Below are 16405 nucleotides of genomic sequence, written 5' to 3' on the forward strand. Positions count from 1 at the left end.
CGGTGAAGGTCACGCTGGATGAAGTGGTACGCGGCGTGATGGAGAAAAGTCTCGATGTGCGCATCGAGTGGCTGAACTGGGCCGTGGCAGATCAGCAGACAGATGCGGCGCTGGGCAAGTTTGATCCTGCCTACTTCCTCACCTCCACCTGGCGTGAATCCAACCTGCCGCAGAACGCGCTCGATTACGTGCAGACCGGTGGGATCATCATTCCGCTGACGGAGCCGCGATTGTTTCAGCAGCAGAGCCTGCTCACGCAAACTGGTATCTCCGGTAAACTGCCGACGGGCACGGAGTACAAGATCTTCGCCAGCACGGGCGAGTTTCGGAATGATCTGAACCGCGAACGGCCACCGGCCATCTTTTATCCTGAATATGCCGCCGCCATCGGCGTGAGCGTGACTCAGCCGCTGCTGCGCGACTTTGGTCCATCGGTGAATCTCGCGGAGGTGCGCATCAGCCGCCGAAATGCTGCCATCGCGGATGCCAAGTGGGAGCTGCAGTTCCAGCGCTCTCTATCGCAGGTCATCTCGCAGTACTTCGATCTCATCTTCGCCATCGAAAACGTGGAGGTGAAGCGCGTGGTGGCGGCCTTTGCCCGTGCGCTCGTCGCGGAGAATCAAAAGCGACTCGAACTCGGCGTGCTATCACCAGCGGATGTTCAGGAAGCCGAGGTCGCCGTCGCCGTGGCTCAGGAGGAGATCATCGCTGCGCTAAGCGCCGTGGTGGAGAAGCAGATCACGCTGAAGATGCAGATGCTCGGCTCTGTGGATGAGGGCGCAGGCATCGTCTTCCTGCCAAAGGATTCGCTGCCCTACATCGCGCCGCCGCTGGATCGCGCACGGCATTTGCAGAGTGCGCTTCAGCGGCGGCCGGATCACCGCAGCGCGCTCGAAGAAGCGGACAAGCAGGCGATCATCGTGAAGTACATGCGCAATCAACTCATGCCTCGTCTCGACCTGCAAGCCACGCTCACGGCGAACGGACTCAGCGGCGACTACGGCAGTGCTTTTGAGCGTTCGTTTAATCGCCAGGGCTACGACACGCAGGTCGGTTTCCAGTTCAGCATCCCGCTTGGCAATCGGTCGGCGAAGGCGAATCGCAACGCTGCAGAAAGCCGCCAGCAGCAGGCCATTTTAAACATCGCCCGCAGTGAGCTGACGATCTCCACCGAACTCGACACTGTGCTCGCGCGAGTCAGAGCCGCGCGTGCGAAGATGGAGTCCACTCGTGAGTCAGAGCGCCTCGCCGAGAAGCTGCTGGAGACGGAACGCAAGCGCCTGGAGACCGGTCTCGCGCGCACTTTTGATGTGCTCCGTGCTCGCGCCTCGCTGGCAGAGGCCCGCACGCGACATCTCGCCGCTCACGCGGAGTACAACCAATCCGCCACCCAGCTTCATCTCGTCGCCGGAACCTTGCTGGAGCGCTATGGCATCCGCATCGATCGCAGCGGAGCCGCGCCGCAAGCCGTGCGCACTTCCGGCAAGCAGTGACCACCCATTTCATGAACCCAGCCCTCACCCTCCTCCCCAGCTCCGATCCTGCCCAGCTTCTGCGTTTCCGAGATCGTCAGTATTCGGCGGAACTGATCGCCACCGCGCTGCTGCACTTCGACTTCTTCACCTGGCTCGGGCAAAACGATGGCTCAACCAGTGATGCCATCGCGGCTCACTTCGGTTTCATCGCCAGACCCCTGGATGTGGTGCTGACGCTTTGCCGTGCGAGTGGACTCCTGAACACGGATGCCGCAGGCGGACATCATCTCACCGCTCAGGCTCGGGAGCATCTGGTCAAAGGCTCTCCATGGTTCCTGGGGCCGTATTACGCGCCGATCAAAGACACGCCCATTGTGCAGGGCTTCCTGCAAGTGCTGCGCACCGGCAAGCCGGGCAACTGGCAGGCGAAGTCAGACGCGAAGGACTGGCATGAGTCGATGCTCGACCCCGAGTTCGCTCGAAGCTTCACCGATCTCATGAACAGCCGCGGCATGGTCTTCGGGCAGTTTTTGGCCAAGGGCATCACACCGCATCTCGGCCAGCGGCGGCACTTGCTCGATGTCGGCGGCGGCTCCGGCATCTACTCATCCACCATGGTGGCGGCGCATGAGCAGCTCAGCGCCACGGTTTTGGAGCAGTCGCCCGTCGATGCCATCGTGCGGAAGGAGATCGAAAAGCACGGCCTCACGGATCGCTTGCAAGTCGTGGCCGGAGACATGTTCCAGGTCACTTGGCCGCAGGCTGACATCGTGCTGCTCTCGAATGTGCTGCACGACTGGGACGTGGCCGAAGCGCGCGCGTTGCTGGTGAAAGCGGCGGAGACTCTGCCCAGCGGTGGCCTGCTCGTGATCCACGATGCCTTCATCCACGATGACAAAGCCGGGCCCATGGCCGTGGCGGAATACTCAGCGCTGCTCATGAACATCACCCAGGGTAAATGCTACAGCGCGGCGGAGTATGCGGAGCTGATGAGCGGGCTCGGTTTCGAGCCTGGGAAGTATCAGGACACCGTGGCCGACCGTGGCTTCATGACGGCGGTAAAACAATGAAGGCGGGATCGAGTCCCGCCTTCAAGAGATGAACGAGTTGGAAAACTCGTTCTACTTCTCCAGCCGATACACCGCGCCGTTCCAGTCGAGCACGAGCATCTCGCCAGCGGCATTCGCGCAGAAGGCGGTGGGCTTCACGAGCACGGTGGGCTTCTTCTTCGGATCGTTCGCCGGGGTCTGCGGGCTGGTGTAGAGGAGCGTGTTGTTCTGCACCTTGCCTGCATCGTCCACGCGCAGTGCCCAGACTTTGCCGAGCACGAAGTCGCCGTAGATGTAGCTGCCAGCGAGATCGCTCAGCGCCTTGCCTTTGTAAATGATGCCGCCAGTGATGCTCAGGCCTTCGCCGTGATTGTATTCAAAGATGGGGTCGATCAGCTTCGCGCCTTCGGGTGGCATGTCAGTGCGCAGCATGAACGGACGTGAGCCTTCGCGATAGCTCCAGCCGTAGTTCCCGCCTTTTTCGATCCAGTTGATCTCTTCCCAGAGATCCTGGCCGACATCGGCGAGCCAGAGGCGGCCTTTGTCATCGAAGCTCATGCCCCAGGGATTGCGGATGCCATACGCGTAGATCTGCGGGAGCGCATCGACACCATCGGCGAAAGGATTGTCCGCAGGGATGCCATACGCGCCGTGATACTCGCGGCTGTTCACGTCGATGCGCAGCACCTTGCCGACCATCACCGCGTTGAGCTGAGCCATGCGCTTCTCGTCGTTGCGCTTCGAGGTGTCACCCACGCCGATGTAGAGGTAGCCATCAGGACCAAAGACGATGTTACCGCCGTGGTGGTTCCAGTTGATCAGCGGCACTTCCAGCAACACGCGCTCGGTTTTTTCGTCCGCTTTGTCGCCGTTCGCCTTCATCTCGCTGATGACGAGACGCTTCGGCTTCTGCTGCGTGTAGCAGAGGTAAAAGAGGCCGTTCTCGGCGAACTTCGGATGGAAGGCGAAACCGTTCACACCTTCTTCAAACTTCCCGTTCGCCGCTTCCATGCCGCGTGGGCTCATGTCGAGGAAGGTCTTCGCTTCGCCACTTTGTTCGTCTTTTGGCAAGATGAGCACCTGACCGCGCTGAAGCACCAGGAACTCGCGCTGCGAGCCATCTGGCGGGATCACGACGGCGATGGGCCACTTCGTTTCGAGCTTTTCATAGACGCGGGTGAGCTTGACGGCATCGGCAGCCAAAGCGGAGCTGGCAAACGCGAGAGCGAGGAGGGCGGAGGCGATGAACTTCATGAGAGAATGGAGAGGATGCAATGCACCCGGCGCGCGGGGCAATCTCTAAAACGCTTCCACACGAGAAACCTCGCAGCGCAGATCACCCAGTTGCAGCCATCGCTGAAACCGGATACGACAGGCCTCATGACGGACACTTCTTTGCCACCTCGGCTCGCCAGCTCCTGCGGCGGCCTGCCCTCCGCTGTGCGCTGGGCGCATCTGCTCATGGAGGACCGTGTGCGCCCCGGCGATGCCGTGATCGATGCCACCGCTGGCAATGGCCACGACACGCTGTTTCTCGCGCGACTCGTCGGAGAAGCAGGGCATGTCTGGGCCTTTGATGTCCAGGAAGCCGCTGTCTTAGAAACGCGGCGTCGATTGACCGAAGCCGGTGTCGCCAATGCCACCGTGATCCACGCGGGTCATGAAACGATGCGCGAGCAACTGCCCGCCGAATGGCATGGGCGGCTGAACGCCATCATGTTTAACCTCGGCTACCTCCCCGGTTCGGATAAAAGCATCATCACCCTGACCGAGACCACGCTCAGCGCCATCACCACCGCTCTGGATTTGCTGAAGCCAGGCGGACTCCTGACCATCGCCGTCTATCCCGGCCACGATGGCGGCAACGACGAACAACGCGCCATCGGCGAATGGGCCGCCGCACTTTCTCCGAAGACCTTCGAGGCCCAGCTCCTCCGTCCCATCAATCGCAGCGCCAGCCCACCCGAATGCTGGGCGGTCTGGAAGCGCGGGTGAGTTACAGACCTCCGGCTGATGAGTTGGATTCAACAGCCCGATCACCCAGCAATTCAACATCAAGGTAATGGAAGGCCAAAGTTCTTCGCCCAAGAAACGAAGCCACGTCCCAGTGGAACCTTAAGACAAAAGCCTCGCGGCGATATTCGAGGCAATGTTCGACACCATCATCCCAAGACTCCGATGGCTCCCCAAGTAACTTGGCAATGCTTTCGGGTTTTGCCTTGGCATCAACGACGGTGCCAAGCAGTTCGAGTTCGCATTTGATCATGACCTCAAGGCACCGGCTGGCCTTTGGCACCGATGCTGTAGAGCGAGTTCGCGGTGCGGACGAAGAGGTGTTTGTCGCCAATGGCGGGGACGGAGTTCACGGGGCCGTCGAGCTTGCTGGCGGCGAGTTTTTCGAACTTCGGTCCGGCTTTGATAACGATGAGATCACCCTGCTGGCTGGCACAGAAGATTTTGCCATCGGCAGCGACGGGGCTGCTGAAGAACTTGGCGCTGCCGGCGGTGCCTTCGACACGTTCTTCGTAGATCACTTTGCCCGTCTTGAACTCCACGCAGCGGAGGATGCCGCCATCGCCGAGGAGGTACATGTGCTCGCCGATCACGAGCGGAGATGGGACGTAAGGCAGGCCTTTGGGGATGTCGAAGGGCACGGAGACGGGCTTGCCGCTCTTCAGATCGAGCGCGGCGATTTCCTTCACACCGCCGCCGGTGCCGAATGTGCAGAAGTAGAACTCATCGCTCAGCACGCCGGAGCCGAGGCTGCGCTGTTTGTAGCCGGGGTTGTGCTGCCAGTTGATCTTGCCGGTGGTCACGTCGATGCCCATGACGCCGCTACCGGTGTTTGCGCAGATGAACTCTCTTTTGCCGTTCTTAAGCTCATGCACCACGGGTGTGGAGAAGGTGTTCAGGCAGTTCGGCAGATCGGTTTTCCAGACTTGTTTGCCAGTTTTGGCGTCGAGGCCGACAAAGCAGGTCTTCCACTTCTGCTGCTCGGGGATTTCGGTGTAGATCTTGCCGTCGCGCTGCCAGTCGAACTCGCTACGCACGATCATGATGCCATCCGCGACGACGGGGGAGATGCCGGTGCCGTGCTCGTGGATGTAGTCGGCGACGTGCTCGTTTTTCCAAACCAGCTTGCCCGTGTGATCCAGCGCGATGGCCTGGATGGTCGTGCCGGTGCTCCAGTTGATGTAAATGCGCTCGGCGTCGATGAAGGCGGAGCTGCTGGCAAAGGTGTTGTAGGTCTTGTGAATGTTGTGTGGGACGAAGCTCTCCTCATGGCGCCACAGCTCCTTGCCATCCGCAGTGGAGAGCGCGATCACCGCGCGCTTGCTGGCATCGGTTTCAGCGGTGACGACGACCATGTTTCCCCAGAGTGCTGGAGAGGACCAGCCCTTGCCCATCGGCACTTTCCACGCGGTTGTGCTATCATCCACCGTGGCCGGCAGTTCGGTGGTCTCCGCCAAACCGGTTCCATTCGGCCCACGGAAGCGGCTCCAGTCAGTCGCAGCGGACGCGGTGATGGCAAACAAAAGGGCGAGTGAGGTGGCGGCGATGGGTTTCATGTCGGGGGGCGAAGAATGGCAGGGCGCTGAATCGTCCGCGAGCACGAATTTCTTGCCGATGAAATGTAGCATGGCATGGACAGGGCTCGTTTCCGCCGCCTTCGTGTTTTCCAGACTTTTGCCGCTCTTCCTTGCGGTCTCCGCTTTTTCAGCGGAGACGTTTTACCGTGCGCCGAAAAGCTACAGCACGACGCGTGACCCTGATCTGCCGAAGTATGCGCGCCCTGCGCAGGACACGGGGATCGACTGGCTGAAGGACGCGGAGTGGCTCGATCTCGGGCTCGATTACCGCTTCCGCTATGAGTATCGCGACGATGACATCCGCCGGGATCGCGCCGGGCTGGATCAGCCGCTGCTGCATCGCACGCGGGCGTATCTGGCGGTGCATGATGTGCTGGATCCCTTCCGCTTCGCCGTGGAGATGCAGGACTCGCGTCGCTACCACAGCGAGTATGAGCGGGACACGCGGGATGTGAACGAATTCGAGTTCATCCGACTCTACGGCGAGCTGTATTTCGCCGAGGCGCTGGGAAATGCTCGCCCGCTGAGCCTGCGCTACGGCATTCATAATTTCGAGTTCCTGGACCGTCGCCTGATCGGGAACAACCAGTGGCGGAACACGACGAATGCGTTTCAAGGTTTCCACGGCAGCCTGGGGCAGGAGAGCAATGACTGGCAGGTGGATCTGCTAGCAGTGCAGGCCCTGAACCGCAGCAAGTATGAATGGGACCGGCCGGTGGAGCAGCAGTGGATGTATGGGGTGATCGGCCACTGGCGCGGGTGGTCGGACGTGATCACGCTGGAGCCGTTTTATCTGGCGCTGAATCAGTCGGCCCATGGGGCAGTGGCAGAGCGGTTGGTGCATTCACCAGGCCTGCGCGGCTACGGAGTGATCCCTGGGACGAGCTTCGACTTCGACTTTGATCTAATTTATCAAACGGGCAGTAGTGGCTCGCGCGATATGGAGGCGTATGGCGGCAACATCGAGGTCGGCTACAGCTTCGCGCACGACTGGAAGCCGCGCTTGAGCGCCTTTTACGGCTACGCGAGCGGGGATCGTGATCCGAATGATGGGGAGGACAATCGCTTCGAGCGCTTCTTCGGTTTCGCCCGGCCATGGTCGGCGAATGACTACATCCAGTTTGAGAACATCAGCGCGCCGAAGCTACGTCTGGAGCTCACGCCATCGAAGACGGTGCGGATGGACCTGGGTTACAGTTGGTATTGGCTGGCGAGCGATACGGACCGCCTCAACACCGCCGATGCGAGGGATCGTGCTGGGAAAAGCGGCAACTTCGTGGGCCATGAGATCGACATGCGCGCCCGCTGGCAGATGACGCCGAGGGTGGAGGCCATCCTCGGTTACGCGCACTTCATTCCGGGTGATTTCACGAAGAACACGGTTCGCTCAGGCGACACGGACTTTGCCTACCTGGAGGTCAGCGTGAAGGCATTCTGACCCAACAAAAACCCGGTGGGCGAACCCACCGGGAAAAACAAAGAACATTAACAACAAGCGAGTGGTTGGATCATTCCTCGGCACCGCCGCTGGGGACCACGCCGCCTTTTTCGGCCAGCTTGTCCTTCACCGCCTTCTCGATTTCGGCGTAGAGAGCTGCATCATTCTTCAGCGCTTCTTTGGCAGCATCGCGACCCTGGGCGAGCTGGCTGCCTTTGTAGCTGATCCACGAGCCGCGCTTCTGGAGGACTTCGAACTCCATCGCCAGATCGAGCATGGAACCGACATTGGAGATGCCTTCGTTGTACATGATGTCGAACTCGGCCTCAGTGTAGGGCGGTGCGAGTTTGTTCTTCACCACTTTGACCTTGGTGCGGTTACCGGTGACGGTGCCGTCGCTGCTCTTGATGGCACCGATGCGGCGGATATCGACACGGACGGAGGCGTAGAACTTGAGGGCTTTGCCGCCAGGAGTCGTCTCGGGGTTGCCAAACATGACGCCGATCTTCTCGCGGATCTGGTTGGTGAAGATGACGCAGGTGCGGGCCTTGCTGATGATGGCGGTGAGCTTTCTCAAAGCGGCGCTCATGAGTCGAGCCTGCGCGCCGACGGTGCTGTCGCCGATCTCGCCTTCGAGTTCCTGACGGGTGACGAGGGCGGCCACAGAGTCGATGACGATGACGTCGAGGGCATTCGAGCGGACGAGGGTCTCGCAGATGCGCAGCGCCTCCTCACCAGAGCCGGGCTGGGAGACAAGCATCTCGTCCATCTTCACGCCGAGTTTGCGGGCGTAGTTCGAGTCGAGCGCGTGCTCCACGTCGATGAAAGCAGCCAAGCCGCCCGCCTTTTGAGCCTGGGCGATGACGGTCAAAGTGAGGGTGGTTTTACCCGAAGACTCCGGCCCGTAGATCTCGACAACACGACCGCGCGCGAAGCCGCCGACGCCAAGCGCTTGGTCGATCAGGAGGTTGCCGGTCGGGATGACGGCCACATCGACCTTGTGGTCGCCGACCATGCGGAGGATGGAGCCTTCACCGTAGTCTTTTTGGATCTGCTGGATGGCCAGATCGAGATTGCGCGCACGGGCCTCGGCGATCTTGTTCGTTGCGGGCTCGGAGGAGGATTCTTTGGGGGCTTTGGCCATGGTCGTGTGAGGTGTGATTTATGTTCGAGCGAACACTTGGCTCATCCCGAGGGCCGCGTAAAGCATTTTTCCCTGCGGCCTCGCGTTTAAAGCAGGTCCGGCGCGTGTCTGCAAGCCCCGTGCGTCATTCCACCATCTGCAAAATCGGCGCGTAGATGCCCTGCATCATCGTGACGATGCGGTAAACCACGAAAACGACGACCACGGCGTAGCCCATCTTTGGCAGCCATTGCGCCGCGCTCTCGATGGCCTGATGCGCCTCCAGCGTCTCTGCGGTGGACCAGCGCGCCATCTCTTCGTCGATCTTCCCCACTTCCTCGGCGGTGGCGATGCCATGCACGAAGTCCCTTTCAAACACTCCGCTCTCCGCCAGTGATTCCCCGAGCTGCCCGCCTGCCTCGATATGCTCCGCCGCTGCTTCGGCAACACGACTCAGTCGTCCGCTTTGCGAGGCTCGTCCCGCCAGCCGCACCGTCTCAGACATGTTCAGCGCCGCGAGTAAGCACGCGTGCGAGACCTGGCAAAACCGCGCCATCGCCCAATGCCGCCGCGCCTTGCCGATGAATGGCACACTATTGAGGAGGCCGTCGATGCTCGGTGAGGTAATCGCCATCGCCGCCAGTCGGCTCCAGACCAACCGCAGCCCGATGAGTAGCGCCCACAAAACCACGAGTCCGATCAGCATCCGCTGCATAGGATGATCGCCCTCTTTTTCCACGATCAGCGCCGGTAGCTCCGGCAGCAAAATGGCGAGGTGGGCCAGGATCATTGGGTAGATCATCGCACGCCCTGCCTGCCGTTCCGCGCTCTCCATCGCGGCAAAGTAGCGTGCGAGGTGATTGAAAGACGCGCCCAGTTTCCCGCTGCGTTCCCCGGCTTCGATCAGCGCCAGCTCCAGCCCTGTCACGAGGTCGGAATTGTAGGTCTTCACCGACTCCGCCAAGCTCATGCCTGACTCCAGACCCTGCTTCAGGCCTTCGAGAAATTTCCGCCGCTCACCGCCCGCACTTTGGGAAAGCAGCAGCTCCAGCGAGCGATCCAGATGCAGCGACGCCTCGATGAGTTTTGCCAACTCCCGATACAACGCCGCCTTCTCTCGATGCTTCATGCCGCGTTTATCTCCGGCTCACGTTCGCAGGTCAAGCATCGTCATATCACCGGCAAGATTCCGTGACGGCTTTCTGCTCAACATCGCCGCCAGCCTGCGTTAATCGTCATTCCCCAACCTCATGCGCCCGATCCTCCTCACCACCTTTGCGCTCCTTTCCGTCTGCGCCTTCGCCGCCGAATCCACGCTCACGCCACTCAAATACAACAACCCCGGCCTCGTCGTCGATCTCGGCGTCGGTCTGTGGGCCTGGCCGCTGCCGATGGACTTCGATGGCGATGGCGACCTCGATCTCGTGGTGAACTGCCCGGACAAGCCGTACAACGGCATCTACTTCTTCGAGAACGCCAGCGGCGACACCGCGAAGAACAAGATGCCCGTTTTCAAACCGGCAAAGCGCATCAGCAAAGGCGCTCAAAACGTCCAAGTGAGCTACCTCGACGGCAAACCCATCGTGCTCACACCCGGCAATGCGCATCCCGATTTCCTCAAAACCGGCATCGAGCAGCAGGTGAAGCTCGGCCCACCTTCGAACGTCCACATGAACAAAGTCCGCGCCAACATGTGGCGCATGGTCGATTTCGAGGGCGACGGCAAAAACGACCTCATCGTCGGTGTCGGCGACTGGACCGAATACGGCTGGGACAACGCCTACACCGCCGATGGCCGTTGGATGAACGGCCCCATTCGCGGCTATGTGTATCTGCTGAGCAACACCGGCACGAACGAAGCGCCGAAGTATGACAAGCCGAAGAAGATCAACGCCACCGACCGCCCCGTGGAGACCTTTGGCTGGCCTTCGCCGAATTTTGGCGACTTCGACAACGATGGCGACCTCGACCTGCTCTGCGGCGAGTTTCTCGACGGCTTCACCTACTTCCAAAACACCGGCACTCGCACCAAGCCGAAGTATGCGCTCGGCGTCCGCCTCAAAGCCGATACGGGCAAGTACCTCACGATGGACCTCGAAATGATCACGCCGACCGCCATCGACTGGGACAAGGACGGCGATCTCGATCTCATCTGTGGCGATGAAGACGGCCGCGTGGCCTTCATCGAGCACACCGGCAAATTCGACGCCAAAGCGCCCGTCTATGCCGAGCCTCGCTACTTCCAGCAGGAGGCCGATCAGGTGAAATTCGGCGCTCTCGTCACGCCCGTCGGTTTCGATTGGGATGGCGATGGCGACACCGATCTCATCTGCGGCAACACCGCCGGTTATGTTGCCTTCATTGAAAACCTCAGCGGCAAAGGCGTGGAGCAGCCAAAATGGGCCGCGCCGGTCAAACTGGAAGCCGCAGGCAAAATCATCCGTCCGATGGCTGGACCGAATGGCAGCATTCAGGGCCCCTGCGAGGCCAAATGGGGCTACACCACGCAAACCGTGGCCGATTGGGATCAAGACGGCCTTCCCGACCTTCTTTTGAACTCCATCCTCGGCAAAGTCGTGTGGTTCAAAAACATAGGCACACGCCAAAAACCGCAACTCGCCGCCGCCCAGCCCATCGAAGTCGAATGGAACGGCGAACAGCCTCATCTCGCGTACGGTTGGCTGCGTCCAGAAGGCAAAGCGCTGCTCACCCAATGGCGCACGACGCCTGTTGGCGTCGATTGGAACAAGGATGGACTCACCGACCTCGTCATGCTCGATCAAGAAGGCTACCTCGCCTTCTTCGAGCGTGCGAAGCAAGGCGGCAAGCTCGTGTTGAAGCATCCGCAGCGTGTCATCTGCGCTTCTGACAAGGCTCACAAAGCTGAAGAAGGCCTCAAAGTGAAAACACCCGTCGCCATGACCGCTGGCGAGCCTTTGCGCCTCAATGCCGGCATCGCAGGAAAAAGCGGTCGCCGCAAACTTTGCATCATGGACTGGGATCAAGACGGCCAGCTCGACATCCTGCTCAACTCCGCAAACGCCAACTTCCTCCGCCAGGAAAGCGTCGCCGACGGCAAATGGTTCTTCACCGACATGGGCCTGCTTTCCGATGCGAACATCGAAGGCCACGACGTCAGCCCCACGACCGTCGATTTCAACGCGGATGGCGTTCCTGACTTCGTCGGCGGTGCCGAAGACGGGCACTTGTATTACATGCGCAATCCGAAGGCGAAGTAGCTGGTTGCTTTGCCACCGTGTTCCTTTAGGAACGAGGTATGACCCTCCTCGAACTCCTCTCCCTCATCGCTGCCGGATGCACGGCGGGGGCAGTGAATGCGGTGGCGGGTGGAGGCACGCTTTTGACGTTTCCGGTGCTGCTGATGTGCGGCACCCCGCCGGTCATGGCGAATGCGACGAGCACCGTGGGCCTCGTGATCGGCACGGCGGGCAGCATTGTGAGCTTTCGCGGGCATTTGAAGGCGATTCGGGAGCTGCTGTGGCGGTTCATCCCGATCTGCCTCGTCGGTGCAGCCATCGGGAGCTGGTTGCTGACGCAAACGACGGATGACCAGTTCTCGAAGCTCATTCCGTTCCTCGTTTTGTTCGCGACGGTGCTGTTTTTTATCCAGGGCTTTCTGAAGAAGCCGCACGCCACCTCGCGAAGGAACACGCTTTGGTTTTCCCTGGCACTGCAATTGCCTGTGGCCATCTACGGCGCGTTTTTCGGCGCGGGGATTGGCATTCTGATGCTGGCCTCATTCGGCTTTATGGGCATGACGCACATCCATGAGATGAACGCGCTGAAAAATCTGCTCGGCAGCCTCATCAACGTGGTCGCGGCCGTGTGGTTCATCGCGGCGGGCATGGTGAACTGGCCGCAGGCGCTGGCGCTGACCACGGGGGCGCTTGTGGGCTATTACTTCGGCGCGCATTTCTCCCAGCGCATCGAGCCGAAGCGCGTGCGGCATGTCATTACCGCCATCGGTTTGGTGATCTCCGTCGTGATGTTCTGGCGGCAGTTTGGTGGAGCCGCTTAACGCGAAGCCGGGATAGCTCGAAGCACTTGCTCGGTGACTCGTGGGCTGCGACTTCCGGAGCCTTCGATGTATTCGCGGAAGAGTCCGCCGATCATGGCACCAAGTGGCCAGTTCATTTTGCCGGGTGAGAAGTCGCCGCGAGTGAAGACGACGATCGCGTAGGGCGTGTTGCCGTGGTAAAAGAAGAGCGACTCGTGGTCCCACTCGCCATAGTTGCCGGTTTTGCCGCCGACGTAGCTGACGTGACGCGGCAGGAAGAGTCGGCCAAAGCCATATTGATCTCGGCGCATGGCCTCCAGCAGAAACTCGCCGCCGTGGTCGAAGCGATAGTTCACGCAGCGCTCGTAAAACTCGGCGATGAAGCGCGGCGTGAGTTGGTTCGCCAACACATGCGAGGTGGGCAGATGATACTTCCAGAAGAAGGCCTGCTCGTCGGCGGAGTTGAGCCGGGATTGCAGGGCCATCCAGGAGCTGTTCATGCTTTTGTCACAGACTTGGACGACATGCATGAACTCCTCATAGCTCAGCGCGCCGCGTCGTTTCTCCAGGAGCATGGCGGAGATCATCGGCTTTGGCATGGAGCCGCCCATGAAGAGCCGGTCGGCTTGAAACTCGGCAAGGTAGCGTCCCGTGCGCAGATTTTTCACGACGTAACCCACTCGCGGATCGCGTCGATGAGCCTGATACAACCGCTCCATCTGCGTGGTCCAAGCGCGACCTTGTCCACCATACGGGTGGTATCGGAAATGAGCACCGGAGGCGACGAAGTAGTGCTGATACTCCCACTGCGCCTGGGTGCGATTCCCCGAGCCCAATGACACGGGAGCGACGCAGCCGGTGATGCCGCCTGCGATGACGAGACAAAGAAGGATTCTCCCGACACTTGAAATCATGTCGCCAGTGAAACTCGCTCCGGCCCGGATCGTCAAATCAAAGCTCAGAGCACGCGCCCGGCTTCGTCGCCCATGCGGGCATAGACTTCGCGGCCAGCGGCGCTGTGCTCGATGAGGTCATCGGAGAAGCGCATGCGCCCTGGCTCGAAGAGCGTGATCACGCAGGAGCCACCGAAGCGGAAGTAGCCCTTTTCATCGCCCTTGCGGATGATTTGTCCCGGCGTGGCAGTGTGGACAACGCTGCCGACACAGGTAGCGCCGACTTCGAGGAAGACGATGTCTCCCAAGTCCTGTGTGCGCATCCGTGTGACGTAGCGTTTGTTTTCCCAAAGGATGCTCGGGCGCTTCATCAGCGCGATGGGGCTCACGGAAAACAGCGGCCCATGGATCATGCGTGGCGACTCAGCGATGCCGCCGCAGGGGAAATGAAAGCGATGGTAGTCGGTGGGGCAGAGCCTGGAGATGAGCACGCTGCCTTTCTCAAAGCGTGAAGCGAGGCCGCTGTCGCCAAGCAGAGTGGCGACGTCGAAGCGGATGCCTTTGACCAGGAAATCGCGGCACTGCGAGACATCGGGGATCACGAGATGACGTCCATCCGCTGGCAGCGCGATGGCCTTTTCATCCTCGACGATGGGCCGCGCAGCTGGCTTGAGCTTGCGATAGAAGAAGTCGTTGAAGCTCTTGAAGCTCGCCACCGGTTCCGCGAACTCGGAGACATCGACTCCGAACTGCTCGATGAAGGGAGCGATGCGTGCCGCACTCGCGGGCGAGTCCATGCGCGAGCCATACCATTGCGAAAACAAGGCCCGCTTCACCAGCGCATGAAGCGCGAGCTTCCCGAGCGGGTTCTCATACACGAAGCGCAGCGGCCCCTCACCATACACGGCTTCGGTTTCGAGAGATTGAGTGAGGCGATTGAAGAACTGGATCGGAGCGGCAGGCATGGGGGGAAGGTTCTGAAAAAAACCGCCCACGAATGTTCGACATCCGTGGGCGGCTCAGGGATCGAGGGGGATCGGATTACAGCATCTCGGCCACGAACGAGCGCTCATCGACGAGCTCCTTGTTCGTTGCGGCGATCTTGGACTTCGCGAAGTCGTCCATCTCGTAACCAGTGATGACTTCATAGCTGCCAGCCGTTGTGGTGCGGACGGGCATGCCGGCCCAGACATTGGCGTCGAAGCCATAGAGACCATTGCTCTTCACCGCGATGGAATGAATGGCACCTGGAGTGACGAGGGAGCGGACGTGATCGACGAGCGCATTCGCGGCGGAAGCGGCGGAGGATGAGCCACGGGCTGCAATGATGGCAGCACCGCGTTTGCCGACGGTTTCGAGGAATGGACCTTCGAGCCAAGCCTGATCGTTGATGACTTCCTTGGCGGGTTTACCAGCGATGGTGGCGTGAGAAAAGGAGGGGAACATCGTCGGGCTGTGATTGCCGTAGATGAAGATGTCTTTCACTTCGGTGAGATCGACTCCGGCCATCTGCGCAAGCTGGGTCTGGGCGCGGTTTTGGTCGAGGCGGACCATGGCGGTGAAGCGCTCGGCTGGCAGGCGCTTGGCCTGAGAGGCGGCTATCATGCAGTTCGTGTTGGCAGGATTGCCCACGACAGCGATGCGGGCGTCATCCGCAGCCACGGCGTCGATGATCTTGCCCTGCTCGATGAAGATCTTGCCGTTGTCTTTGAGCAAATCAGCGCGCTCCATGCCTGGGCCACGGGGCTTCGCACCGACGAGCAGGCACCAGTTGGCGTCTTTGAAGCCGACGGCTGGATCGCTGGTCTGGACGATGCCTTTCAGCAGCGGGAAGGCGCAGTCATCCAGCTCCATGGCGACACCTGCCAGAGCGGCCAGCGGCTTTTCAAAAGGAGCCTCGATGAGTTGAAGGATCACCGGCTGGTCCGGGCCAAACATGGCTCCAGAAGCGATGCGGAAAAGGAGGGCGTAACCGATTTGACCGGCGGCGCCGGTGACTGCGACTCTGATGGGGGCTTTGCTCATAGATAGGGGAGCGTGGATGTTTCCCAGCCCAAGCCATGCAGCAAGAAGAAAGTCTTGGCACATCCTGTTCGTTTCGGCGCGGCCTCTGACATCTCATGAAAAAAATCTTCTGCTTCCTCGCCCTTGCCACCTTTGCTCTCGCGGAGGGCAAACCGAACGTCCTTTTCATCGTCGGGGATGACATGGGCTACGCGGATGTCGGCTTTCACGGCTGCAAAGACATCCCCACGCCGAATCTCGATGCGCTCGCAGCCTCCGGTGTGCGCTTCACGAATGGCTATGTCACGGGCCCCTACTGCTCACCGACACGCGCGGGGCTGATGACGGGGCGCTATCAGACGCGCTTCGGCCATGAGTTTAATCCAGGCGGTAATGATAGCGGTCTGCCTTTGACCGAGACGATGATCGCCAAGCGCCTGCAAGACAGCGGCTATCAAACCGGTCTCGTCGGCAAGTGGCATCTCGGCTCTCAGCCTGCGATGCAGCCGCAGCAGCGCGGCTTCGGCGAGTTCTTCGGCTTCCTCGGTGGCGCGCATGATTACTTCGCCAAAAACGGCATCCTGCATGGCAAAGAGCAGGTCACGGAACTCGATCACACCACGGATGCCTTTGGCCGCGAGGCTGCCGCGTTCATTGAGCGTCACCAGGGCAAGCCGTGGTTCCTTTACCTAGGCGGTGTTTGAAAACCCTCAACAACCGTATCTGAGCCAGTCGATGATGGAGGCGAATTGAATGAGGGAGAGGAAGTGAAGGGCAAGCTTGTCGCGCCTTGTGCTTGAGCAGGCCCAACGTTT

At 60.4% G+C, this 16405-nt stretch carries 15 protein-coding genes; 7 read left to right on the top strand and 8 right to left on the bottom strand.

Annotation, left to right across the window (positions count from 1 at the left end; translation table 11 throughout):
- Positions 1–1493 (top strand): TolC family protein (locus AC6FTP_RS20280; protein ID WP_497208729.1); only part of this gene is annotated, 1493 nt, incomplete at its 5' end.
- 11 nt (positions 1494–1504) lie between these two features.
- Complete coding sequence (locus tag AC6FTP_RS20285; protein ID WP_497208730.1) at positions 1505–2545, top strand: methyltransferase; 1041 nt, start codon at positions 1505–1507, stop codon at positions 2543–2545.
- Positions 2546–2596: 51 nt separating this feature from the next.
- On the opposite strand, the gene AC6FTP_RS20290 is transcribed toward AC6FTP_RS20285, so the two are convergent.
- Positions 2597–3778 (bottom strand): PQQ-dependent sugar dehydrogenase, encoded by a 1182-nt coding sequence (locus AC6FTP_RS20290; protein ID WP_497208731.1) that lies wholly within the window; start codon positions 3776–3778, stop codon positions 2597–2599.
- A 126-nt stretch (positions 3779–3904) separates the two neighbouring features.
- Here AC6FTP_RS20290 and mnmM point away from each other — a divergent pair, with 126 nt between their 5' ends.
- Positions 3905–4519: a tRNA 5-(aminomethyl)-2-thiouridylate-methyltransferase MnmM gene (gene mnmM / locus AC6FTP_RS20295; RefSeq protein WP_497208732.1), complete on the top strand. Its 615-nt coding sequence runs from the start codon at positions 3905–3907 to the stop codon at positions 4517–4519.
- A gap of 1 nt (position 4520) precedes the next feature.
- Here mnmM and AC6FTP_RS20300 read toward each other — a convergent pair whose 3' ends face one another.
- Entirely contained in the window at positions 4521–4790 is a 270-nt protein-coding gene (locus AC6FTP_RS20300; RefSeq protein ID WP_497208733.1) for a hypothetical protein, read from the bottom strand.
- Between the two features lie 4 nt (positions 4791–4794).
- On the bottom strand, positions 4795–6093 hold the full coding sequence (locus AC6FTP_RS20305; protein ID WP_497208734.1) for an outer membrane protein assembly factor BamB family protein: 1299 nt from the start codon (positions 6091–6093) through the stop codon (positions 4795–4797).
- Between the two features lie 103 nt (positions 6094–6196).
- On the opposite strand from AC6FTP_RS20305, the gene AC6FTP_RS20310 reads away from it, so the two are divergent.
- On the top strand, positions 6197–7552 hold the full coding sequence (locus AC6FTP_RS20310; protein WP_497208735.1) for an alginate export family protein: 1356 nt from the start codon (positions 6197–6199) through the stop codon (positions 7550–7552).
- 70 nt (positions 7553–7622) lie between these two features.
- Here AC6FTP_RS20310 and recA read toward each other — a convergent pair whose 3' ends face one another.
- Both recA and AC6FTP_RS20320 read right to left on the bottom strand, forming a co-directional pair.
- On the bottom strand, positions 7623–8696 hold the full coding sequence (recA, locus tag AC6FTP_RS20315; protein WP_497208736.1) for a recombinase RecA: 1074 nt from the start codon (positions 8694–8696) through the stop codon (positions 7623–7625).
- 124 nt (positions 8697–8820) lie between these two features.
- On the bottom strand, positions 8821–9804 hold the full coding sequence (locus AC6FTP_RS20320) for a type II secretion system F family protein (protein ID WP_497208737.1): 984 nt from the start codon (positions 9802–9804) through the stop codon (positions 8821–8823).
- A gap of 121 nt (positions 9805–9925) precedes the next feature.
- On the opposite strand from AC6FTP_RS20320, the gene AC6FTP_RS20325 reads away from it, so the two are divergent.
- Positions 9926–11914, top strand: a complete 1989-nt coding sequence (locus AC6FTP_RS20325) for an FG-GAP repeat domain-containing protein (protein ID WP_497208738.1) — start codon at positions 9926–9928, stop codon at positions 11912–11914.
- Between the two features lie 38 nt (positions 11915–11952).
- Positions 11953–12714, top strand: a complete 762-nt coding sequence (locus AC6FTP_RS20330; RefSeq protein WP_497208739.1) for a sulfite exporter TauE/SafE family protein — start codon at positions 11953–11955, stop codon at positions 12712–12714.
- Here the strand turns inward: AC6FTP_RS20330 and AC6FTP_RS20335 are convergent.
- From AC6FTP_RS20335 to AC6FTP_RS20345, 3 genes are all read right to left on the bottom strand, one after another.
- The gene (locus AC6FTP_RS20335) at positions 12711–13607 is read right to left on the bottom strand and encodes a serine hydrolase (RefSeq protein WP_497208740.1); all 897 of its coding nucleotides are present in this window, start codon (positions 13605–13607) and stop codon (positions 12711–12713) included. The two genes, AC6FTP_RS20330 and AC6FTP_RS20335, sit on opposite strands and share 4 nt — an antisense overlap.
- 44 nt (positions 13608–13651) lie before the next feature.
- Complete coding sequence (gene asd / locus AC6FTP_RS20340; RefSeq protein ID WP_497208741.1) at positions 13652–14551, bottom strand: archaetidylserine decarboxylase; 900 nt, start codon at positions 14549–14551, stop codon at positions 13652–13654.
- A gap of 76 nt (positions 14552–14627) precedes the next feature.
- A complete protein-coding gene (locus AC6FTP_RS20345) occupies positions 14628–15611 on the bottom strand; it encodes a malate dehydrogenase (protein WP_497208742.1) in 984 nt (327 codons plus the stop codon).
- 95 nt (positions 15612–15706) lie between these two features.
- Here AC6FTP_RS20345 and AC6FTP_RS20350 point away from each other — a divergent pair, with 95 nt between their 5' ends.
- Positions 15707–16294 (top strand): sulfatase family protein, encoded by a 588-nt coding sequence (locus AC6FTP_RS20350; RefSeq protein WP_497208743.1) that lies wholly within the window; start codon positions 15707–15709, stop codon positions 16292–16294.
- Positions 16295–16405 lie beyond the last annotated feature (111 nt).

The sequence above is a fragment of the Prosthecobacter sp. genome (assembly GCF_044378005.1).
Lineage (GTDB): Bacteria > Verrucomicrobiota > Verrucomicrobiia > Verrucomicrobiales > Verrucomicrobiaceae > Prosthecobacter.

What these genes read in the sequence shown, in the direction of transcription:
- asd (WP_497208741.1), bottom strand. Translation starts at nt 14,551, where the DNA reads ATGCCTGCCGCTCCGATCCAGTTCTTCAATCGCCTCACTCAATCTCTC.
- AC6FTP_RS20345 (WP_497208742.1), bottom strand. Translation starts at nt 15,611, where the DNA reads ATGAGCAAAGCCCCCATCAGAGTCGCAGTCACCGGCGCCGCCGGTCAA.
- AC6FTP_RS20330 (WP_497208739.1), top strand. Translation starts at nt 11,953, where the DNA reads ATGACCCTCCTCGAACTCCTCTCCCTCATCGCTGCCGGATGCACGGCG.
- AC6FTP_RS20320 (WP_497208737.1), bottom strand. Translation starts at nt 9,804, where the DNA reads ATGAAGCATCGAGAGAAGGCGGCGTTGTATCGGGAGTTGGCAAAACTC.
- AC6FTP_RS20350 (WP_497208743.1), top strand. Translation starts at nt 15,707, where the DNA reads ATGAAAAAAATCTTCTGCTTCCTCGCCCTTGCCACCTTTGCTCTCGCG.
- AC6FTP_RS20325 (WP_497208738.1), top strand. Translation starts at nt 9,926, where the DNA reads ATGCGCCCGATCCTCCTCACCACCTTTGCGCTCCTTTCCGTCTGCGCC.
- AC6FTP_RS20305 (WP_497208734.1), bottom strand. Translation starts at nt 6,093, where the DNA reads ATGAAACCCATCGCCGCCACCTCACTCGCCCTTTTGTTTGCCATCACC.
- recA (WP_497208736.1), bottom strand. Translation starts at nt 8,696, where the DNA reads ATGGCCAAAGCCCCCAAAGAATCCTCCTCCGAGCCCGCAACGAACAAG.
- AC6FTP_RS20290 (WP_497208731.1), bottom strand. Translation starts at nt 3,778, where the DNA reads ATGAAGTTCATCGCCTCCGCCCTCCTCGCTCTCGCGTTTGCCAGCTCC.
- mnmM (WP_497208732.1), top strand. Translation starts at nt 3,905, where the DNA reads ATGACGGACACTTCTTTGCCACCTCGGCTCGCCAGCTCCTGCGGCGGC.
- AC6FTP_RS20285 (WP_497208730.1), top strand. Translation starts at nt 1,505, where the DNA reads ATGAACCCAGCCCTCACCCTCCTCCCCAGCTCCGATCCTGCCCAGCTT.
- AC6FTP_RS20335 (WP_497208740.1), bottom strand. Translation starts at nt 13,607, where the DNA reads ATGATTTCAAGTGTCGGGAGAATCCTTCTTTGTCTCGTCATCGCAGGC.
- AC6FTP_RS20300 (WP_497208733.1), bottom strand. Translation starts at nt 4,790, where the DNA reads ATGATCAAATGCGAACTCGAACTGCTTGGCACCGTCGTTGATGCCAAG.